Raw genomic sequence first — 21,466 nt, 5'->3', positions numbered from 1 at the left:
CTGACAAACCCCCATGGTCTGAGGTGCTTGTCAGCAATTTGGCTGTGTAATTTGGTACGGCTGGAAGAGAGCTGGCTGTAGCAGCGTGACAAATAATAGCGACCTGAAGGTGAAAAGCATGTCTGAACAGTACGAGGCTCCCGGGTCAACGGGACCCTTACACACATATACTGAAGCAGTTGACTGGATTAATGGTCTGATTCCATTTGGCATCAGACCTGGCCTGGAACGAATTGAACGGTTGATGACCATGCTGGGTGAGCCGCATCGACATCTGAAGTTCATCCATGTAGCTGGAACCAACGGCAAAGGCTCTACCTGCGCGATGCTTACATCCGTGCTGCTGGAGAATGGTTACGATGTTGGGACTTTTACCTCTCCCTACATCACCAAATTTACAAATCGTTTTCAGTTTAACGGAGCTGACATTTCCGAATCGGATCTTGTGATGCTGTCCAATCGTCTGTACCCATTGGTACAGGAAATTGCGGAGACAGAGCTTGGCTCCCCCACCATGTTCGAGGTAGCTACGGCCCTTGCCATTTTGTATTATGCAACAGTCACTTTTCCTGATGTTGTGGTATGGGAGACAGGGCTCGGGGGAAGGATGGATGTTACCAACATTGTCACCCCGATTGTGTCGGTAATTACCAATATCGGCTTCGATCATACGGATATTCTGGGGGATACGCTGGAGCAGATTGCTGGAGAGAAGGCAGGGATTATCAAATCCGGTGTGCCTGTCGTGAGCTGTGTCACTCAGCCGGAAGCTCTTGAAGTGATTCGGAGGACTGCCATTGCTAAGGGGGCTACGCTCTATCTTGCTGGTGAGCATTTCATATATGAGCTGCTTGGGGCCGATGAGCATGGACAGAGCTTCCGCTTTGCCGGTCCGTTCAGAGAATTGGAGATTTCGATCACCATGCTGGGCGAGCACCAATGTACGAACGCAGCCGGTGCTATGATGACACTGGAGGTACTGCGCCAGTATATGGCTTTCGTACTTGACGATGAGCCGTTGCTGGAGGGCTTCCGAAAGACACACTGGGCGGGGCGCTTGGAGCTGTTATCAACGGAGCCGAGAATCGTCGTCGATGGTGCTCATAACCCTGAAGGGGCAGAGTCACTTGCCAAGAGCATTCCTTCGCTGTTCAAGTACCGGAAGTTGATTTTCATGATGGGGATGCTTGCGAACAAGCATCACGAAGCTTATCTCAAGCATATACTGCCACTAGTGGATACGCTTATCCTGACCGAGCCCGATTTTCGCCGCAAGATGGATGCCGGAGAACTGGCAGACCTGGTGGATAGATTGCGCCCATTATATGCAAAACAAGATTTACAAGTCATTGTGGAACGAGACTGGAAGCAGTCGCTTGAGCTGTTAAAGTCGCGTACAGAAGAGGGGGATCTAGGAGTCGTGTCCGGCACATTGTATCTGATTTCCGATGTGCGTGCGACTCTTGTGCATCAGACCGATTCGGAAAAAGGTTGGTGAAATTTTTTGTTGAATACTGCAGAACATGTTCATTTTATCGGTATCGGCGGTTATGGAATGAGCGCCATTGCACGGGTCATGCTGGAAATGGGGTACACGGTGACCGGCTCAGACGTTGCGGCACAGGAGCTGACCGAGAAGCTGGCAGCAAAGGGTGCAAAAATATACATTGGCCATACGGCGGAGCATGTACATGGTGCTGATCTGGTCGTATATTCAACAGCATTATCACGTGATAATGTGGAGCGCGTAGCAGCTGAGCAGTTGAATATACCTACCCTGCATCGATCACAAATGTTAGCACGGCTGATGAATGAACGGAAAGGCGTAGCGGTTGCTGGAGCTCATGGCAAGACAACGACCTCTTCAATGATCGCTCTCGTCATGGAACGTTGCGGAACGGATCCCACATACATTATCGGTGGAGAGATTATGAACGTGGGCACCAATGCCAAGGCTGGCACAGGAGATTGCGTCGTTGCTGAGGCGGACGAGAGCGATGGCTCCTTCCTGCAATATCATCCGTGGCTAGGGATCGTTACGAATATTGAAGCGGATCATCTTGAGAACTACAATGGGGATTTTGCCGAGCTCAAGAAAGCCTATGTCCAGTTCCTGAATCAGATTAGACCTGAGGGAACAGCTGTCGTATGTGCGGATGACGCTAATATTCAGGAGCTTAGTTCGCAATTGACGACTCGTCTGACGACCTATGGAATCGATTCTGAGGCGGAATACACTGCAACCGATATTCACCTGGGAGATCGTCAGGTATCCTTTATGATGAATCATAAAGGTCAGCCGCTTGGTGTGATTCGCCTGTCGGTACCTGGACGGCATAATGTGTATAATGCCATGGCTACAGTCATTGCTTGTCTGGAGGCAGGAATTGAATTCAGCCGTATTGCCGAGGCGATCGTAGAATTTAACGGGGCCAAGCGACGCTTTCAAGTGCTGGGTGATTATAATGATATTCTGGTTATTGACGATTATGCTCACCACCCTACGGAGATTGAAGCCACGATCAGCGCTGCACGAGCTACAGGGAAGCGTATCGTTGCTGTATTCCAGCCACAGCGGTATACCCGTACCTTCTTCCTGCTGGATGCGTTCAGTCGTGCCTTTGGCGGAGCGGATGAGGTCATCATAACCGATATTTACTCTCCAGCTGGAGAGAAGCAGATTGAAGGAATTCATTCCTCCAAGCTGGTGGAACTGATTGTAAGTAATAGCAATGCTAATGCTCGCTATCTGCCTACCAAGGAGGCTGTAGTGGAGGAGCTCCAGCAGCGAATTCAGCCGGGAGACCTTGTCATTACGATGGGAGCCGGAGATATCTGGAAGGCTGGGGAAGCAATTGCTCAGCATTTGAAGGGGCGTTTGTCCTAGACTACAACTTGAAGTGTCCTGTCGTCGATTTATCGGCGGCTCAGGGCACTTTTTTTTGAACAAAACAGTCATAAAACGGGAACGCGGTGCATACAACTTGATATGAGGCTTAAAGGGACAAGGGGTGTGTACCGTGAATAATTCCAGAATGACGTTCCACTTCAATCAGCCAGAGGCTGATCCATCGAAGCAAACGACGCATGGTTCTGCTGACAGACTGCGACCGGTCCGGCAAGAGCCGACTGAATCTTTAGTGACGGAGCCTGCTGCGCAAAGCATAGAAGAGTTCAAAGACAGTCCATCCAAGGTGGACAAAGTGCCTGTACCGGGACATGAGGACTGGGACGACCCGTTCGGAGCATCCGCTTCTTCATGGTCTTCTCCTGCTTACTGGAGAGAAAAGGTAAGTCCTGTTGCACGAGTCCGTCGTACCTCACCCTGGAAAATTGCTGGCTCTGTAACCAGCGCTTTGATGACGGGTGCCTTGTTCGGCTATATTGTGCTGGCCATCTTCGGTGATAGCAGCAGTGTGCAAGCACCATCACTTGAGAATCAGGCTGCTGTTCCCGTATTCTCTCAGGAGCAGGGCACACTTGCTGAGCTTAGTGTACCTCCATCATTTCCTGTGGTAGAGGCGAAGATATCTCCAAGCTCTTACTACATGCTTCAATATGGAGTATTCAGCTCGGAGGAACGCGCCCTGCAGGCTGCGACAGAGCTGGCCGCCGCTGGTGTAGCCTCTGGAAGGGATACTCTTGAGGATAACAGGGTATATGCGGGAATCTCTCCTGACCGGGAGCAGGCGAAGCTGCTGGGAGGGCAGATGAAGACGCAAGGCATGGAGCTGTATGTCCGCCAGTTGGATCTTCCTGGAGCAGACAGGCTTGCTTTTGCGGGTACTCCGGACGGAGCAGAGGAATATTTTACGGTCAGCACCGAGCTTGTTCACAGTCTGACAACTTTGTCTGCCTCATTGCTTCGTGTGGCGCAGCCTGGTGAGGTGCAGGACTCCACCATGTCAGAGCTAGAGAGTATACATCAACGCTGGACGGAGAGCGTGACTTTATTGTCCAAGGGGATTCCCGGCGAAGCGAAATCGCTCGTAGAGGGAGAATTAATCAAGTCGATGAACAGTGCGATGTCGGCTTTGTCGGAATACAACAAGAATAAGGCGAAGGAGCATTTATGGGAGGTACAATCCTCCATGATGAAATATGTTTTTGGACAGCGACAGCTGCTGGAATTCATCAAACAATAGCCAAGTGCCCTATGATCCGGCGTGGAACTGGAAATACTTCCCCGTGCCGGATTTCTGTTTGTGTTGCACCTGAAATCACCGTATAATAATATGGTGTAAAAAAATGGCGAGGGAAGATCAGGATGAGGAAAAATGCAGGCATATTTACGCTGTTTATTATTCTCGGCTGGCTGCTGGGGGCTTGGATTGCCAAGGCGCTTCAGTCGGTTCAGGTTCTGTCCTTCTTGACGAAGGCTACGTCCATAACATGGAAGCCTGCGGCTGATCTGGATATCATCAGCTACAATATAACATTAACATTGCAGATGAGCCTGCTCAGTTTGATCGGCATTATTGTAGCGATCTGGCTGTACCGCAGGCTCTAGTTGTGGTCAAAGGAGTAAGCTACTGTGATGAATATGGATGTTCCGCATATCATTTTGGCATCGGGATCACCGCGTAGACGAGAGCTCATGACTGCATTGCAGTTGCCATTCGAGGTAATTGTCAGTCATGCGGACGAAGAGGTTGAGGAAGGTCTTAGTCCTACACAGATTGTTGAATCTCTGGCTCTTCGGAAGGTATCTTCTGTGCGTGATACGATGGAGCCTGACGCAGCAGAGGCTGTTATCGTTGGGAGCGATACGATTGTGGTGCTCGACGGCGAGGTTCTCGGCAAGCCTGTAGATCATTCGGATGCTGTTCGAATGCTTACAGCATTGCAAGGAAGAACCCATGAAGTATTCACAGGTGTGGCTTGTCTACATACAGGAAACGGAATGACACGGACTAGCAGTCGTAGAACGCTCGTAACGATGAAGCCTCTGGATGAGCAGTCTATTCGGGCGTATGTTGCTACAGGAGAGCCTGCAGATAAGGCGGGTGCCTACGGAATTCAAGGACTTGGAGCCACCCTGGTGGAAGCGATCGAGGGGTGCTATTTTAACGTGGTTGGGCTACCAGTGTCTCTTTTGACAGACATGTTGTCTGAATTCGGGATACATGTGCTTCGCCCGCAATAAAAGGGGAATGCTATGATGGAGTCGCATAAGTTCATGCTTCGCGACCTCCCCCATGAAGAACGACCAAGAGAGCGCATGATGCAGTATGGGGCCGAGGCTTTAAGTCATGCTGAGTTGCTTGCCATTCTACTAAGGACAGGCACACAGCAGGAATCAGCTTTACATTTGGCACAGCGGATTTTGATGCAAGCAGGTAATCTGCGCCAACTGGTGGATCTCAGTCTTGAAGAAATGATGGAGATCAAGGGAATTGGGACAGCCAAGGCACTTCAGCTCAAGGCAGGTATCGAACTCGGGCGTAGGTTAGCCCTGTCCCGGCATACGTTGTCTCCCGCAATCCGTAGTCCTCGCGATGTCTCCGACCTGCTCTCTGAGCAGCTCCGATATTTGCAGAAAGAGCATTTTGTCTGTCTCTTTCTGAACACGAAGAATGTAGTGATTGCTCAAGAGACCTTGTCGATTGGCAGTCTTAACGCTGCGGTGGTGCATCCTAGAGAAGTGTTCCGGGCAGCCATCAAATGCAGCAGCGCTTCCATCATTTGCGCCCATAATCATCCGAGCGGAGATCCTACACCCAGTAAGGAAGATGTTCAATTGACGCAACGCCTGATCGAGGCGGGCAGCATCGTCGGAATTGATGTACTGGATCATGTCGTCATCGGGGATGGACAATACGTAAGTTTGAAGGAACGAGGTCTTATATAATATAATGTGTTGGTTGGTAATACCACAGGGCTCATGAATACCACACATTTCCCTCAACGTATGCATTCGGTCGGAATGACCGCATAATAACATATTACATCAATAATGGAACTGACTAGAAAAGGAGATTACAGCATGTTTGGTGGATTTACAAAGGATTTAGGAATTGATCTCGGGACAGCAAATACATTGGTCTATGTACGTGGACGCGGCATTGTCGTAAGAGAGCCTTCGGTAGTGGCTCTGCGGACAGACACGAAGAGCATAGAGGCAGTTGGTGAATCTGCCAAGAAAATGATTGGACGTACGCCTGGCAATATTCGTGCGATTCGTCCCATGAAGGATGGAGTAATCGCCGATTTTGATACTACAGCCACGATGATCAAGTACTTTATTCGTCAGGCTCAGAAGCAACGCTCCATATTTCCGCGCCATCCGAACGTCATGGTATGCGTACCTTCCGGCATTACAGCTGTAGAGCAGCGGGCAGTGGAGGATGCGACAAGACAGGCAGGAGCTCGTGAAGCATACACCATTGAGGAGCCATTCGCAGCAGCGATTGGAGCTGATTTGCCAGTATGGGAGCCTACAGGTAGCATGGTCGTAGATATCGGTGGAGGAACAACTGAGGTTGCTGTGATCTCCCTTGGAGGTATCGTGACCAGCCGCTCTGTGCGAGTAGCCGGTGACGAAATGGATGAGTCCATTATCCAATATATTAAACGTCAATATAATCTGATGATTGGTGAGCGCACCTCCGAGCAGCTGAAAATGGAAGTGGGTTCGGCTATGCCACTGGAGACCGTGGAGACAATGGAGATTCGCGGACGTGACCTGGTGACAGGCCTTCCGAAGACCATTACAATTACATCAGATGAGATTAGTGAAGCGCTATCGGATACGGTAAATGCGATCGTAGATGCTGTGAAAGTGACTCTGGAAAAGTGTCCTCCCGAGCTGGCGGCTGATATCATGGATCGCGGTATTGTGCTTACAGGCGGTGGCGCATTGCTTCGGAATCTGGACAAGCTGCTTGCTGGCGAGACTGGCATGCCAGTCATTGTCGCTGAGAATCCACTGGATTGCGTTGCCATCGGTACAGGGAAAGCTCTCGAAAACATCCACCTGTTCAAATCGCGCAGCAGCTCTGCAGTCCGCTCCAAACGTTGAATCGGGGGTGTAACCACTGTTTAAGCTGCTTGGGAACAAAAGACTGTTTATTCTGCTGATCGGCATTGTTACATTTATAGCCCTGATGGGCTTTACATTGAATAACAGGGAATCTCTGTCCTGGCCTGAGAAGTTTGTCAGGGACACTACTGGTTTTGTACAAAGCATTTTTTACAAGCCCGCTGGAGCCGTAGCGGGCTTCTTCAAAGATATTGCGAATATGCGAGCAGTCTATCAGGAGAACGAGCAGCTGAAGATTGCAGTTGCCCGTTATACCCAAAATGAAGTTCGCATCAGCGGTCTTGAAGAAGAGAATAAGCGACTGCAGGAAGAACTCAATTTTACTGAAATGCAGAAAAATAAATACAACTACACGGACAAGATTGCCAATGTTGTCAATGTCGGCTCTGATCCTGTCGTGAAGACCTTGACGATTGATATCGGCTCTAATGAAGGCGTCAAGCCTGGTATGGCCGTTCGCTCCATTGATGGATTGGTCGGTGTGATTGATCATACGGCCAATTTCACTTCTTCAGTCAAGCTGCTGACCTCACTGGACCCGACTACAAATGCCATCGCAGCTACAGTAGTGGGCAGAGAGGATCAAGCCTTCGGTATGCTTGAAAATTATAATCCCAATACAGGTAAGTTCGAGATGACACGGATCGAAGAGGGCGATGTTGTAAAGCCCGGTGATCAGATCATGTCCTCCGGGACTGGTGGGGAATTTCCAAAGTACATGCTGATTGGGAAGGTAGAAGAGGTAAAGGTCGGAGAGTTCGGTCAGACACGCACAGCAATTATTGAACCAGCCGCGAAATTCTCAGACTGGAAGGAACTCTTCGTTGTATTCACTCCAGAGGTGCCAGAATCATGAGGTTCCGCGGACATGTACTGATCATGCTTCTATTTCTGCTCTTTATCGTGGAGGGTACGATTATCCCTTGGCTGATTCCAGGTGGCTGGCAGTATCGTTTGTCTCCTAATTTGGTCTTTATCATTATTTTATTCGTAGCGGTATATTATCATCGTCATACTGCACTTGTGCTAGGCATTATCTTCGGATTGCTACATGATATCATCTTTTATGGAGCCATGATTGGACCTTATTCATTCGCTATGGGGTGTGCAGCTTACCTGATGGGTCTGATCTTTCAGGCCCCGCGTGCTCCCATGCCGATCATGATGACTGTAGTACTGCTAGGAAGTCTACTCTTTGACTCCACGCTGTTCGGCATCTATCAGCTATTTCAGCTCAATGTGCACTCATTTAACTGGGCGCTTACCCAATATATGATCCCCAATCTATGCGTGCATTTCCTGTTTGCATTGATCATCTATGTACCTATGCGTAAGCAGTTCGAGCTTCTGGGTGGCCGTCCCAAAAAAGAAGAGAGCTTGTAGCTGCAGGTTTTTGCGGGGCCAAGCAGGAGATTCGACGTTCCGGCGCGAAAGAGTTGGGATGGGAGGGACAGGCTAATGACGGTTAAACCAAATCGTGTTACGATTAAAGGCATCAAAGACGGCCTGGTATTCCTGCTGGATGATCAATGTGAATTTGATGAACTGCTGGGAGAATTGCGCTTCAAGCTTGAGCATAGCCACCAAAATATATTGACTGGACCGATAGTTCATGTAGATATTAAGATGGGGAACCGTGAAATCAGCGAAGAGCAGAAGGAATCTTTACTGGAGGTACTACGTACTAGGGGAAATCTGCTTATTCGCTCCGTTGAATCACCGAACCTGCAGTCCGAGGATGACAAAGGACAGCATATTCATACAATGACAGGTATGGTCCGTTCGGGCCAGGTGCTGCATTACAACGGAAATCTGTTGTTTCTGGGTGACGTGAATCCGGGAGGAGCGATTACTTGCACGGGTGATCTGTTCATTCTCGGTTCATTGCGAGGAATGGCTCATGCGGGAATGGAAGGCAATAGAGAGGCGATTATTGCCGCTTCTTACTTCGCCCCTACTCAGGTACGGATCTCGGACGTAATCAGTCGTCCCCCGGATGAATGGGAATCACGCGAGGCCGGCATGGAATTTGCATATCTGCAGGAAGATACCATGCAAATTGACAAAATTACGAATATTGGCAGACTTCGCCGTGAATTTAATGTGTTTAAAGGAGTGTAGCGCATGGGAGAGGCCATAGTTGTCACCTCGGGAAAAGGCGGCGTCGGTAAAACGACGACCTCAGCAAATATCGGAACAGCTCTCGCACTGCTCGGCAAGAAGGTGTGCCTGGTCGATACGGATATCGGCCTCCGCAACCTGGATGTGGTTATGGGACTGGAGAATCGCATCATTTACGATCTTATTGATGTAGCAGAAGGACGCTGCCGCTTGAACCAAGCCTTGGTGAAGGACAAGCGCTTTGAGGAATTATATATGCTTCCTGCTGCACAGACGAAAGATAAGAATGCTATTACGCCTGAACAGGTCAAGGATATTATTCTGGAGCTCAAGAAGGATTTTGAATACATCATTATTGACTGTCCTGCAGGAATCGAGCAAGGATTCAAGAATGCCATTGCCGGAGCAGATCAGGCTATTGTCGTTACTACGCCGGAGAATGCAGCAGTACGTGATGCAGATCGGGTTATCGGACTGTTGGAAAATTCGGAGATTGGCTCGCCGAAGCTGATCGTCAACCGGATTCGTAGCAGCATGGTGAAATCCGGGGATATGCTGGATATCGACGGCATTTTGCAGGTACTGAACATTGATTTGATCGGAATTGTGCCTGATGATGAGCTTGTCATCAAAGCAGCTAACATCGGTGAACCTACCGTCATGAATCCGGATTCTCAGGCTGCGATTGCATATCGTAACATTGCTCGGCGTATTCTGGGAGATACCGTTCCATTGATGCAATTGGATCAGAAGACAAGTGTGCTGACTCGCTTCAAGAAATTCTTCGGGGTCAAGAGCTGACTATCTGAAGGTGTAGCTTCCTTGTAGCTGTGAGCTCAACCTTTATTCCTTATCGATTGGCTTACGGATATCGTCTTGATAGTAGTCAAAAAAGAGCTGCTGATGTGTTCCTCTCACCGCGTAGAGCACATCAGCTATTCGTTTTCCTCTGCTCCTCACTTCATTTTCCAGCCATTCTTTGCTTAATCCCTGATTTTGGAGGTTTTGTTCCAGGATTACCCCATCCATAACCAGTTCAATAGGGAACTTCTGGGTACTTGGTGCAAGCTTCATATCCTTCCTAGTTACGAATTGGTAGTCCTCCTTCAATAGCACCGAAACTGTCCCATTATCCTCGAGAACCGCATAGTCGACCTCATTCAGATTGAAAATCCCCTTGCTTCGTAACACCTGATTCAGCGTATCAAGCGTATACCTTATCTTCTTCATGTTATTCTCAAGGATCTTCCCATTCTCGATCAGCACAGTTGGCGAGCCAGAAATCCATTTTCGTAATGTACTACTCTTGATCGCTATGATGGATAGCAAAAATGAAATGCTGGCCATGACACCGAGTGTCAGAATAAAATAGGAATATTTCAACGGTACATTAAACGCCAAATTAGCTGCAACGGACCCAAGCGTAATATTGGTTACAAAATCATGTAACGTCATGTTAGATATAGTCTGTTTACCAAGTAAACGGGCAATCAGCAATACGCTGAAAATGGCTAATATAGTTCGAACTATAATGTCTGCGTAAGTCTGCATTTGAATAATCCCTCCTCCTATGTTCATTATTTCCACACGAGATCAAAACACCACTTGTTAACGATAATTTTTCACCAACTGGTCATAAGGCACATAAGTCTTCTGCTCAATGCGTTTGGTTCTGCTCATAAGTTGGAGCCCGTCCTCATATACATGAAGCAAAAGATCCTCGCTGGAGGGACAGAACATGGACAGAGATACAGGAATTAAACGTCGTCGCGAAATGCGCATTCAGGAGCTACTCACACAGGAGGTACATCCTCAGGATGTTTACCGGCAGAGCGTGCGCCTACAAGAAGAGGACTCGAATATACGGACCATCGATCCGTATATTCGAGGAAGGCAGTCACAAAAGCGCAATTCGCTCAACCCGAAGTCGTCGGCGCCACTTATGAAGGATTCAACAATGCGTGCCGGACAAGCGCAGGAGATGGAGCCAGATCCAGAATTCGAATGGAAAAAAAATAGGCATCGCTGGAATGATAGTTTCACAGCTCCACGAAAGCCTTCATTCGTGGCATCGTTAATCCGAAGGCTATGGGTAAGTGCTGCTTTGTTTGGATTGGTGTGGGGAGTATTCCACTGGGAAATGCCATATAGCTCGGAGATTCGCTTGTTTGTAGCGGATGCAATGCATCGTGATATGGATGTACAGTCTGTTGCTGGTTGGTATGAGGAGCATTTTGGCGGCTCACCGGCCTTCTTACCTATATTCAAGGGTCTGGAGCAGAAGGTGCAGCAGGTGCATGGACAGCATCACTTGGCACCTCCTGTACGAGGCAGCATTGTCCAGCCCTTTGCCGTGAGCTTGAAAGGTATAGAGATTGTGCCGGAATCCTTTTCAAACGACCCAGTCCTGGTTAAGAGTATGGATGCGGGACGAGTCATGGATGTCGTACCAGGCACGGAAGGAGACAGCACAGTAGTCATTCGTCATACAGATGGACTGACTGCTATATATGGGCGCTTATCGGGCACCTCGCTGAGGACTAATGATTGGGTACAGGAAGGGGACGTTGTGGGGCAATTTACAATCATGCAGGAAGCACAAGAAACCAATACCTTGTACTTAGCTGTGAAGCAGGGAGAGCAGTACGTAGACCCGGCAGAAGTGGTAGCGTTTGATTAAGGTCAGAGGAGTAAGGCTGTCCTTACATCCGCTCTTCGTTCTGATCATGATGGCCTCGGTGCTCACAGGACATTTTATTGAGCTAGTGACCTTGTTTGCCATTGTGTTCGTTCATGAGTTGGGGCATGCTGCTGCTGCATCGATGCTCGGAGCGAGAGTAGTGTCCATTCAGATGCTTCCCTTCGGCGGTGTGGCCGAGATTGAGGACCAGGGCTGTCTTCCGGCATGGAAGGAGATTGTGATTGCACTCGCCGGGCCTCTGCAAAATCTGTTTATGATTGCTGTGCTGCTCTTGATTCGTAATCTGGGGACAGAGCAACACGAATTTATCGACTATGTCATCCGTGGCAACCTGATGATTATGTTATTTAATCTGCTGCCTGTGCTTCCACTAGATGGTGGAAAGATTGTCCAGGCGTTGCTGAGTATACTGCTGTCCTATCATGCTGTTCTCCAGCATACGTTACGCGTTAGTATGGTCTGCAGTATCATAATGTGTGTAGCGGCGATTATCCCTGCCCTCTCAGGCAAGGGATCACCGTATTTGAATATGCTCGCTATGGGCTTGTTTCTCTTTTACTCCAATTTAACTGACTACAGGAACCTTCCCTATCGTTTTGTCCGCTTCCTGCTTGGTCGAGATAATCAATACCGTAAAAAGCTAGAGAAGGGAATCATTGCCACGCCAATCATCTCTCATCCGGTGCAACATTTGGAGGGGATTCTGCGTCTATTTAAGAGGGAGAAATACCATATGATTTATGTCATGAATGAAGAGGGCGGCATTATAGCCATGCTCCCGGAGCAGCGGTTAATACGATCTTTTTTCACTAATTATCATGCATCTGGTCCACCTGACCGAAATATATCATAGTGGGGTAATATGGAAAAAATAGAGATATAAACTCATCATAAAAGTTGTTATGATAGATAGAGGAACTTAGCCGGGATAGGAGAATTCCATGAAACAGATGATCGTACACCATAAGCAGCAGACCACGCAGATGGCTCTACTGGATCAGGGAAGACTGGTAGAATATGCTGCGGAGCGTTCACGGGAGCGGGATACGCTGGGCTCCTTCTACAAAGCGCGTGTAGTCAATGTGGTTCCTGGCATGCAGGCGGCATTCGTTGACATCGGCCAGCGTAAGAATGCTTTTTTGTACGTGGATGATGTACTGCACGCTCATACGGACAAGCAGCCGAAGGTGAAGCCCGATATTGCCAGTCTGCTTCATGTGGGGCAAGAGCTGATTGTGCAGGTATTCAAGGAGCAGTTCGGTAATAAAGGAGCAAGAGTTACAACCCATTATTCGTTGCCTGGGCGCTGGATCGTGTATATGCCCTGTGCTGATTATGTAGCCGTCTCCAAGAAGATTGAGCGTGAAGGGGAGCGTGCCCGCCTGAAATCCTTGGGGGAGCAAGTGCGAACTGGCGAGGAAGGACTAATCATTCGGACTGTCTCCGAGGACGAGGGCCAGGAGGCGATCGAAAGTGATCTGCGTTTGCTTCGCAGGCAATGGGAAGCCATACAATCCAAGGCAGAACGGACAAATGCACCGGCAGAGCTACATAAGGATCTAAGTATTGTACAGCGGTTCATACGCGATGCATTCACACCCGAGCAGGATGAGCTCATCATTGATACGGAGTCACAGGTGGAGGAGGCCATTGCCTTTCTTGAGGGGCTTGGAGTCAGCCGACCCTCCGTCAGACTGTACAAAGGGGCAGAGCCTATTTTTAACGCCCATGGTGTCCAAGAGCAGCTTGAGCGGGATTTTGCACGTAAAGTCTGGTTGAAGGGCGGAGGCTACATCATTATTGATCATACCGAAGCTCTGACCGTTATTGATGTAAATACAGGCAAATATACAGGCGGAAGTAATCTGGAGGAGACGGTGACCCAGACGAATATGGAAGCCGCATCAGAGATTGCTCGTCTGATGAGAGTACGTGACATTGGCGGGATCATTATTGTCGATTTCATTGATATGGAAAGGGACGAGCATCGAAAGGAAGTGGCGAGTGTGCTTGAGCAGGAGCTGAAGCAGGATCGGACCAAGTCCTACATTGTAGGCTGGACGAAGCTGGGGCTACTCGAGATCACTCGCAAGAAGGTTCGTGAGGAGAAGACGCTTGTGCCTTAATGAGCTGATGGTCGCATGATTGAAATAATATCTTGAAATCACATACCACATATGCTAGAATCATCTGGTATGTGTATGATCTATTGCTGCACATGCTGTAACCGCACCAGTGAGGTCGAAGTGTGACATTCCTAGTGGATGTGACCACCTGCATCAGGGCGAGTCTGAGAAATAAGGAGGTGCAAGCAATGTACGCAATTATCGAAACTGGTGGCAAGCAATACAAAGTTCAAGAGGGCGATGTATTGTACATTGAGAAGCTGAACGCAAATGATGGTGATACTGTAACTTTTGACCGTGTCCTGGCTGTGTCCAATGACAAAGGTCTTAACGCAGGTACTCCACTCGTATCCGGAGCTTCCGTAACAGCTAAGGTTGAGAAGCATGGCAAAGGCCAAAAGGTTGTTGTATACAAATACAAACCGAAAAAGAACTACCATGTGAAGCAAGGTCATCGTCAACCTTACACTAAAGTAACGATTGAAAAAATCCAAGCATAAGAGGGTTCGATAAGTGATTATCGTACACATTAAGCATATGGAGAACGGAAGCATCGCTGGTTTTTCGGTGAAAGGTCATGCGAACTATGCTAAATCCGGTGAAGACATTGTGTGTGCTGGAGTATCAGCCGTCACTGTAGGAACAGTTAACTCGATTGAAGCTTTGACAGGTGTCGTGCTCAACTCGAGAATGAAGGACGGATTTTTAAGTGCCGATCTTCCTGAATTGCCTCATGATCATGTCTTTGACGAGATTCAGCTGCTGATGAAATCTATGGCTGTTATGTTGGAGACTATTGCAACGTCATACGGTAAGTATATTGAAATACACAATTCCTAAATGAAGGAGGTTGACACGATGTTGAGATTGGACCTTCAGTTGTTCGCATCCAAGAAGGGTGTGGGCTCCACAAAGAACGGACGTGATAGCCGTTCCAAACGTCTGGGTACAAAGCGTGCTGACGGACAAACCGTTACTGGCGGAAGCATTCTGGTTCGTCAACGCGGAACGAAAATTCATCCGGGTACGAACGTGGGAATCGGTAAAGACGACACTTTGTTTGCGAAAGTAGACGGCGTTGTTAAGTTCGAGCGTTGGGGACGTGACCGCAAAAAAGTTAGCGTCTATCCGGTTGATGTCGCTCCGGTAGCGGCTGCAGTAGAAGCTTAATAGCGGTTGAACCGTGACCAGGCCTCCGGCATTACGCCGGGGGCTTTTTTTGAATCATTTGGATCATGGGTCCAGGCATTAGAGGTATAGCAGTAATATTCTTTTTTTATTGGTAATGTACTGGAAAGTAACTCATGCTATACTGGATGTTGAATTCATGATCTGACCTTAAGCGTTGAGAACGGAGAGAAGCCATGTTATTGCGGAAATATTTACCGCTGCTGGCGGTATGTTCGATTCTGATTCCTTTCGTTATAGCACTTTTATTTCCGGGTACAATGAGTATAGTCCTGCTTGGGCTTTGGGGTGGCGTGGCAGGTGTTACTGCGATGCGGATTGCCCAACGTAAAAAAGATACCGAGCAAGCTTCGGCCATTCGGGAGTTGAAGCAGACGGCAATGGATACATTAACGCACCACAGGCATGATTGGATGAATGATCTGCAGGTGCTCTACGGATATATCCGTATGGGGAAGCATGAGAGGTCGGTCCAGTACGTGGAACGAATCAAGGAACGTGTTCTTGAGGAGAGCCGAGTTGCCAAGTTGGGTGTCCCATCACTTGTATTCTACTTGCAGTCGTTCCGGACATGCTCTGGTGACCTACAGCTAAGCATTCATGTGGAAGACCAACTGCAACTGGAGACTGCCATCTCTCCCGAAGACGGCGAGTCGCTTGCTTCAGCCGTCATTGAGTTTCTTGATGCCTGCAAGCACAGAGAGGGCCGGTCGTCCTGGGGAGAAGTGCGCAGCCTGAGCTTGTATTTTGAGATGGACCATGAAGATATTGTCGTGCGTATTGAAGGAGACGGGATACCTGAGCAATCGGACAAGCTGTTACAGCTGCGATCTGTTGTCAGTAATACCCGGGTAAGAGCAGAAGAGCATCCATCAGGGCATATTATTCGAATGAGGATGCAGTGTCAAGCATAAGGAAGGTGAAATTGCATGTTTGTAGATAAAGCCAAAATTTATGTCAAAGGCGGAGACGGCGGGGATGGACTCGTAGCGTTCCGTCGTGAGAAGTATGTGCCTAATGGAGGTCCAGCGGGCGGTGATGGTGGAAAAGGTGGTCATGTGATCTTTCGTGTAGACGAGGGGCTTCGTACCTTGATGGACTTTCGTTATCAGCGTCACTTCAAAGCACCTAAAGGCGAGAAAGGGCGTAACAAGAGTCAGCATGGTGCCAACGCGGAGCATATGATCGTTCGTATACCGCCAGGTACCATGATTCTGGATGATGATTCTGGTGAGATGCTTGCCGACATGACCCGCCATGGGCAAGAGGTTATCGTTGCCAGAGGTGGACGTGGTGGACGTGGGAATATGCGTTTTGCTACGCCAGCTAATCCTGCACCTGAATTGGCTGAGAATGGTGAAGATGGACAGGAGCGTTATATTACGCTGGAGCTTAAGGTCATGGCTGACGTCGGACTTGTCGGATTCCCTAGTGTCGGCAAATCCACACTGCTGTCCGTTGTATCAGCTGCTACTCCGAAGATTGGAGCCTATCATTTTACAACCATTACACCGAATCTTGGTGTTGTCGAAGCGGGAGATGGACGTAGCTTTGTTATGGCTGACCTTCCAGGGCTGATTGAAGGTGCCAGTGAGGGTGTAGGGCTTGGTCATGAGTTCCTCCGTCACATTGAGCGTACACGCATCATTATCCATGTCGTGGATATGGCAGGCTCAGAGGGCCGTGATCCTTATGATGACTGGTTGAAGATCAATGAGGAGCTTAGACAGTACAATGCGAATCTGGAGTCCCGTCCGCAGATCGTTGCAGCCAACAAGATGGATATGCCGGAAGCTGCTGAGCATCTGGAGGAGTTCCGCCGTCAGGTAGCTGAAGTACGTCCGGATCTTGAAATTCTTCCGATTTCCTCACTTACACGCCAAGGTATTCAGGAGCTACTATATCGCGCAGCCGAGCTGCTGGATCAGATTCCTGATGAGCCAGACGTTGAGGAAGTAGCAGAGCTTCAGGAGCGTAAGGTGTACAAGCTGGAGACGGAGGAAGATAACAGCTTCCGTATCGTGAGAGAGAACGACATCTTCGTTGTCGAGAGCGTGAAGATCGAACGTATGATGAAGCGGATGCAGCTAACGTCGCATGAGGCAATTCTCAAGCTGGCCAGAACACTGCGCCACATGGGGGTAGATGACGAGCTGCGGAAGCGCGGTGCCAAGGATGGCACGATTGTGCGCATTAATGATTTTGAATTTGAATTCGTTGAGGGTAGCAGTTACTACTAAGTCAGCAGACATCCCTCAATTGTAGTGGATACTGATCAGAAGGTCATAGGGGCAAAGCCTCTATGCATGAATATTAGATTCACATATGAAGAACACGATCCTTGCTATAGAGCGAGGGTCGTGTTTTTGCATATACAAATGATTCATGGGAGTCTTACCTTACATCTGGTGTAAAAGGGACACTTGGCTCATCGGGACATAAAGTTATTGCTCTAATTCATTTCTTTCGATATAATGTCCTCTATATGAAAACATAAGTCTTTGAGGAGAGGACGTTCGTGAAAGAACGCTACTATTTGGTTAATGAGGATATTTTGCCTGAAGCCATTGTGAAGACGATTCAAGTGAAACAGCTTCTAGCCTCCGGGGACGTCAAGACAGTTCATGAAGCCGTAGAGCAGGTGGGCCTGAGTAGAAGCGCTTTTTATAAATACAAAGATGGTATCCACCTGATCAATCAGCTCGAACGAGAGCGCATTGTGAATGTCTCTATTGATCTAGAGCATCAATCAGGATTATTATCCAGGGTATTGGCAATGGTAGCAGAGCATGGAGGGAATGTCTTGACGATTCAGCAGAGCATTCCACTGCAGGGCCGAGCCAACGTGGTCATTTCTGTGGAAATGTCGAGGTTGAATGAGGATCTTGGGGGTATGCTGGAGGATCTGCAAAGCGTTGCAGGAGTCAAGAGAATCCGTATGATTGGACAGGGGTACATGGGTGTGATCTAAGTTGGAATAGTGAGGGGATATCATGAAACCGGTGAAGATAGGCTTATTGGGATTAGGGACTGTAGGTACTGGGGTTGTCCGAATTGTGGAAGGCAATCAAGAGGATCTCAGCAGCCAGGTTGGCTCACCGATCGTTATCGAGAAAATCGCAGTAAAGAACACAGAGAAGACTCGTTCCATTCCGATTGAACCATCCAAGCTCACCGAGGATCCTTGGGAGGTCATCCACGACCCGGAGATCGATGTCATTATTGAAGTTATGGGCGGTGTTGATAAGACCAAGACTTATCTGCTGGAGGCATTGGAGCGTGGCAAGCACATTGTGACAGCCAACAAGGATCTCATGGCTCTGCACGGCTCCGAGATTCTGGCCAAGGCACAGGAGAAGCAATGCGATGTGTTCTATGAGGCGAGTGTTGCCGGAGGTATCCCGATTATCAGAACGCTGATTGAGGGCTTCTCTTCGGATCGAATTACCAAGATCATGGGCATTGTGAACGGGACGACCAACTATATATTGACGAAGATGAGCAAGGAAGGTGCATCTTATGCAGAGGTGCTTAAGGAGGCTCAGGAGCTCGGCTATGCAGAATCGGACCCTACCTCCGATGTAGAAGGGCTGGATGCTGCACGTAAAATGGCGATACTCGGTACACTTGGCTTTAGATCCAATGTGGAGCTGAGCGACGTTCAAGTCCGTGGGATCTCCGGGGTATCGAGTGAGGATATCCTGTATGCCAAGCGTCTCGGCTACGAAGTGAAGCTGCTCGGTATAGCTGAGCGTAAGGATGATCAGTTCAGCATTAGCGTCGAGCCTACGCTGGTAAGACAGAACCATCCACTGGCTTCTGTGAATGGGGTCTTTAATGCGGTCTTCGTTCATGGTGAGGCCGTAGGAGAGACGATGTTCTACGGTGCTGGAGCGGGCGAGATGCCCACGGCAACCTCTGTTGTAGCAGACCTGGTGGCTGTCATTAAGAATCTGAAGCTGGGTGTGAACGGACTGAAGGGGATCGTGCCGTATAAGACCAAGAGCATCACAAGTGACGAAGAGGTGTACTGCAAGAACTTCATTCTGCTCCATGTCGATGATAAGGCTGGCGTTCTGGCCCGAATTACGCAGGTGTTCGCAGAGTTTGGAGTTAGCCTTGCGTCTGTAGTGCAGCAGCCGAATGAGCATAATCCGAATGCCGAAATTATAATAGTGACCCATATGGCGAGCAAGGCCAACATGAAGAAGGTACTGAGCCATTTTGAGTCACTGAGTGTCATTCGCCGAATCAAAAGCGTATACCGTGTAGAAGGATAGGAGAGGGAGCTCTAGCAGCCCCTTGCTGAAACGTGGACAATAAAAGGAGCTGTAACCATTGGATTATCCCGAAATGCGTGCAAGTGATATGAATCAAGGAACAGTCTTAAGGTGTTGCTGGAAGGAGGCTTGTAGCCCATGCCGACCATAGGCAAAGTCTCCAGAGTCAAGATACCTGCCAGTACCGCCAATCTCGGTCCAGGCTTCGATACCTTGGGAATGGCCCTGTCGCTATACGCCTGGATTGAAATGAAGCCTTCTGAACATACAGTTTTCCACATGTATGGTGAGCAGCTGGAGGGGGTGCCTGGTGACAAGAGTAATCTAATCTATCAGGTGGCACAGCAGGTGTTTGAAGCGGCAGGTGTGGCCATCCCTGAGCTTGAGATCTCGATGTACTCGGATATTCCGCTCACCAGAGGGCTGGGGAGCAGTGCATCAGCGATTGTTGGTGCACTGGCTGCGGCGAATGCACTGATTGGCTCGCCTTTATCTGATGCCAAGCTGTTTGATATGGCGACCTCCATTGAGGATCATCCTGACAATGTCGGGGCTTCTTTGTATGGAGGAATTGTAACAGCGATCTGGGATGGACAGCATGCGGACTGTATTCGATTGGAGCCTGACGTAAATCTGGAGGCGCTCGTCGTGATCCCTCATTTTCAATTATCCACTTCCAAGGCCAGACAAGTTCTGCCTTCGGAGTTCGGCATGAAGGACACGGTATACAATATCAGTCATTCATCGCTGTTGGTGGCGGCTTTGGCGATGGGTCAGTTGGATAAGGTCGCAGCAGCTATGAAGGATCGTGTTCACCAACCATACCGTGCTGCACTTGTGCCTGGCATGACAGAGGTACTGGAGGACGCTTATAAGCATGGTGCGCTGGGAGCTGCTCTTAGCGGAGCTGGGCCAACGTTGCTTGTGCTTGCTGATCGACGTTCAGACCGTAAGGCTGAGCTAGAGAATTATGTCACGAGCAAAATGCAAGAAGCGGGTATTGAGTCTACGGTTATGTGGTTGCGTCCAGAGCCGAATGGAGTTAAGGTATACAACGGGGAGGATGTTCTTCCCTTCTTGGATATGATAAAAGGGGAAACGGAATCATGAAACGAATTGCATTGCTTCAGGAAGGAACAGTATCCCACGAGGCAGTGAACAACCTGCTTGCGGGCGAGCCAGCACAGTTAGTTCATTATCAGCAGATCACGGATGTTTTCCGGGCAACGGCGCAGGGGACTACGGATTATAGTGTCATTCCCATCGAGAACACGATCGACGGTTCCGTAAGCCTGCATCTGGATTGGCTCGTGCATGAGGTGGATATTCCCATGCAGGTGGAGTGGGTATATCCTTCCAAGCAGAATCTGATCGGATCAAGTCAGGAGTTCACCCTTCCGTCGGGAGAGCTGGATTTAAGCAAAATTGTAAAGATTATGTCTCATCCAGTGGCTATTCCCCAGTGTCAGAAATTCATACGAGAGCATGTTCCGCAAGCACAGCTGGAAAGCGTCAGCAGTACAGCACAGGCAGTAGAGATTGTGAAGCAAAATCCGGGCCAAAGCTGGGCAGCCATCGGCACGACTCTTGCTGCGCAGACTCATCAGCTGGACATATTGGCGAGTGGCATCACGGATCATCACAATAATTTTACAAGATTTGTCCTGATTGGCCAGCAGCCTCTTGTACTGCAACGGCAGCCGGAGGGGCATCGGACGAGCGTATTGGTCATGCTCCCATCAGACTATCCTGGAGCGCTGCATCAGGTGCTGGCTGCTTTCGCATGGCGTCGTTTGAACCTGCTGCGGATCGAATCCAGACCGACGAAGAAGCAGCTCGGCAGTTATTATTTTTACATTGAAGTGATGGAGTCGGTTGAATCAGTACTGCTCACGGCAGCCTTTGCAGAGATTGAAGCTCTGAAATGCCAGGTGCGAGTGCTGGGTTCTTACCCGTGCTTCCCATATTTAGACAATACTATAAAGATTGATTGAATTAGCGGAGGTGG

Annotated in this window: 24 protein-coding genes and 1 other annotated feature; of the genes, 23 read left to right on the top strand and 1 reads right to left on the bottom strand. The window is 49.0% G+C overall.

The window, feature by feature from the left end; all coding sequences use genetic code 11:
* Window positions 1-118 precede the first annotated feature (118 nt).
* The 11 genes from MKX74_RS21600 to minD all read left to right on the top strand — a co-directional run bounded on the left by MKX74_RS21600 (window position 119) and on the right by minD (window position 9,964).
* Window positions 119-1,498, top strand: a complete 1,380-nt coding sequence (locus MKX74_RS21600; protein WP_018885420.1) for a bifunctional folylpolyglutamate synthase/dihydrofolate synthase — start codon at window positions 119-121, stop codon at window positions 1,496-1,498.
* A 9-nt stretch (window positions 1,499-1,507) separates the two neighbouring features.
* Complete coding sequence (gene murC, locus MKX74_RS21595) at window positions 1,508-2,887, top strand: UDP-N-acetylmuramate--L-alanine ligase (RefSeq protein ID WP_341179795.1); 1,380 nt, start codon at window positions 1,508-1,510, stop codon at window positions 2,885-2,887.
* 133 nt (window positions 2,888-3,020) lie between these two features.
* Complete coding sequence (locus tag MKX74_RS21590) at window positions 3,021-4,145, top strand: SPOR domain-containing protein (RefSeq protein WP_341179794.1); 1,125 nt, start codon at window positions 3,021-3,023, stop codon at window positions 4,143-4,145.
* A gap of 122 nt (window positions 4,146-4,267) precedes the next feature.
* On the top strand, window positions 4,268-4,510 hold the full coding sequence (locus MKX74_RS21585; protein WP_018885417.1) for a DUF4321 domain-containing protein: 243 nt from the start codon (window positions 4,268-4,270) through the stop codon (window positions 4,508-4,510).
* A 27-nt stretch (window positions 4,511-4,537) separates the two neighbouring features.
* Complete coding sequence (locus MKX74_RS21580; protein WP_445667288.1) at window positions 4,538-5,146, top strand: Maf family protein; 609 nt, start codon at window positions 4,538-4,540, stop codon at window positions 5,144-5,146.
* Window positions 5,147-5,158: 12 nt separating this feature from the next.
* Window positions 5,159-5,851 (top strand): RadC family protein, encoded by a 693-nt coding sequence (radC, locus tag MKX74_RS21575; RefSeq protein ID WP_341179793.1) that lies wholly within the window; start codon window positions 5,159-5,161, stop codon window positions 5,849-5,851.
* Between the two features lie 135 nt (window positions 5,852-5,986).
* Window positions 5,987-7,021: a rod shape-determining protein gene (locus tag MKX74_RS21570; RefSeq protein ID WP_018885414.1), complete on the top strand. Its 1,035-nt coding sequence runs from the start codon at window positions 5,987-5,989 to the stop codon at window positions 7,019-7,021.
* 43 nt (window positions 7,022-7,064) lie between these two features.
* A complete protein-coding gene (gene mreC, locus MKX74_RS21565; protein WP_445667326.1) occupies window positions 7,065-7,898 on the top strand; it encodes a rod shape-determining protein MreC in 834 nt (277 codons plus the stop codon).
* On the top strand, window positions 7,895-8,425 hold the full coding sequence (mreD, locus tag MKX74_RS21560; RefSeq protein WP_341179792.1) for a rod shape-determining protein MreD: 531 nt from the start codon (window positions 7,895-7,897) through the stop codon (window positions 8,423-8,425). Before mreC ends, mreD begins: the two co-directional genes overlap by 4 nt.
* Window positions 8,426-8,500: 75 nt before the next feature.
* On the top strand, window positions 8,501-9,163 hold the full coding sequence (gene minC / locus MKX74_RS21555; RefSeq protein WP_018885411.1) for a septum site-determining protein MinC: 663 nt from the start codon (window positions 8,501-8,503) through the stop codon (window positions 9,161-9,163).
* A 3-nt stretch (window positions 9,164-9,166) separates the two neighbouring features.
* Complete coding sequence (minD, locus tag MKX74_RS21550; RefSeq protein WP_018885410.1) at window positions 9,167-9,964, top strand: septum site-determining protein MinD; 798 nt, start codon at window positions 9,167-9,169, stop codon at window positions 9,962-9,964.
* 42 nt (window positions 9,965-10,006) lie between these two features.
* On the opposite strand, the gene MKX74_RS21545 is transcribed toward minD, so the two are convergent.
* Complete coding sequence (locus MKX74_RS21545; protein ID WP_341179791.1) at window positions 10,007-10,714, bottom strand: DUF421 domain-containing protein; 708 nt, start codon at window positions 10,712-10,714, stop codon at window positions 10,007-10,009.
* 187 nt (window positions 10,715-10,901) lie between these two features.
* Here MKX74_RS21545 and MKX74_RS21540 point away from each other — a divergent pair, with 187 nt between their 5' ends.
* The 12 genes from MKX74_RS21540 to pheA all read left to right on the top strand — a co-directional run bounded on the left by MKX74_RS21540 (window position 10,902) and on the right by pheA (window position 21,452).
* On the top strand, window positions 10,902-11,843 hold the full coding sequence (locus MKX74_RS21540) for a M23 family metallopeptidase (protein ID WP_341179790.1): 942 nt from the start codon (window positions 10,902-10,904) through the stop codon (window positions 11,841-11,843).
* Entirely contained in the window at window positions 11,836-12,717 is an 882-nt protein-coding gene (locus MKX74_RS21535) for a M50 family metallopeptidase (RefSeq protein ID WP_018885407.1), read from the top strand. Before MKX74_RS21540 ends, MKX74_RS21535 begins: the two co-directional genes overlap by 8 nt.
* Before the next feature lie 88 nt (window positions 12,718-12,805).
* On the top strand, window positions 12,806-13,990 hold the full coding sequence (locus MKX74_RS21530; RefSeq protein ID WP_018885406.1) for an Rne/Rng family ribonuclease: 1,185 nt from the start codon (window positions 12,806-12,808) through the stop codon (window positions 13,988-13,990).
* Window positions 13,991-14,079: 89 nt separating this feature from the next.
* Window positions 14,080-14,166 (top strand) — a sequence feature (ribosomal protein L21 leader region).
* 12 nt (window positions 14,167-14,178) lie between these two features.
* The gene (gene rplU / locus MKX74_RS21525) at window positions 14,179-14,490 is read left to right on the top strand and encodes a 50S ribosomal protein L21 (protein WP_018885405.1); all 312 of its coding nucleotides are present in this window, start codon (window positions 14,179-14,181) and stop codon (window positions 14,488-14,490) included.
* Between the two features lie 13 nt (window positions 14,491-14,503).
* Window positions 14,504-14,830, top strand: a complete 327-nt coding sequence (locus MKX74_RS21520) for a ribosomal-processing cysteine protease Prp (protein WP_028591834.1) — start codon at window positions 14,504-14,506, stop codon at window positions 14,828-14,830.
* Between the two features lie 18 nt (window positions 14,831-14,848).
* Window positions 14,849-15,160 carry a 50S ribosomal protein L27 gene (rpmA, locus tag MKX74_RS21515; protein WP_018885403.1) on the top strand — a complete coding sequence of 104 codons (312 nt, stop codon included), beginning with the start codon at window positions 14,849-14,851 and terminating at the stop codon, window positions 15,158-15,160.
* A gap of 194 nt (window positions 15,161-15,354) precedes the next feature.
* Window positions 15,355-16,092 carry a Spo0B domain-containing protein gene (locus tag MKX74_RS21510; protein ID WP_018885402.1) on the top strand — a complete coding sequence of 246 codons (738 nt, stop codon included), beginning with the start codon at window positions 15,355-15,357 and terminating at the stop codon, window positions 16,090-16,092.
* 15 nt (window positions 16,093-16,107) lie between these two features.
* Window positions 16,108-17,418, top strand: coding sequence for a GTPase ObgE (obgE, locus tag MKX74_RS21505; RefSeq protein WP_025678921.1), 1,311 nt, complete (start codon window positions 16,108-16,110; stop codon window positions 17,416-17,418).
* Window positions 17,419-17,696: 278 nt separating this feature from the next.
* Window positions 17,697-18,149 (top strand): ACT domain-containing protein, encoded by a 453-nt coding sequence (locus tag MKX74_RS21500; RefSeq protein ID WP_341179789.1) that lies wholly within the window; start codon window positions 17,697-17,699, stop codon window positions 18,147-18,149.
* Between the two features lie 22 nt (window positions 18,150-18,171).
* Window positions 18,172-19,458 carry a homoserine dehydrogenase gene (locus MKX74_RS21495; RefSeq protein WP_018885399.1) on the top strand — a complete coding sequence of 429 codons (1,287 nt, stop codon included), beginning with the start codon at window positions 18,172-18,174 and terminating at the stop codon, window positions 19,456-19,458.
* 138 nt (window positions 19,459-19,596) lie between these two features.
* Window positions 19,597-20,568, top strand: coding sequence for a homoserine kinase (gene thrB, locus MKX74_RS21490; protein ID WP_341179788.1), 972 nt, complete (start codon window positions 19,597-19,599; stop codon window positions 20,566-20,568).
* The gene (gene pheA, locus MKX74_RS21485; RefSeq protein ID WP_341179787.1) at window positions 20,565-21,452 is read left to right on the top strand and encodes a prephenate dehydratase; all 888 of its coding nucleotides are present in this window, start codon (window positions 20,565-20,567) and stop codon (window positions 21,450-21,452) included. The genes thrB and pheA overlap by 4 nt, the downstream gene beginning before the upstream one ends.
* Window positions 21,453-21,466 lie beyond the last annotated feature (14 nt).

Source organism: Paenibacillus sp. FSL K6-1230 (assembly GCF_038002385.1).
GTDB lineage: Bacteria > Bacillota > Bacilli > Paenibacillales > Paenibacillaceae > Paenibacillus > Paenibacillus massiliensis.
This window is presented reverse-complemented; position numbering and strand designations above follow the sequence as displayed.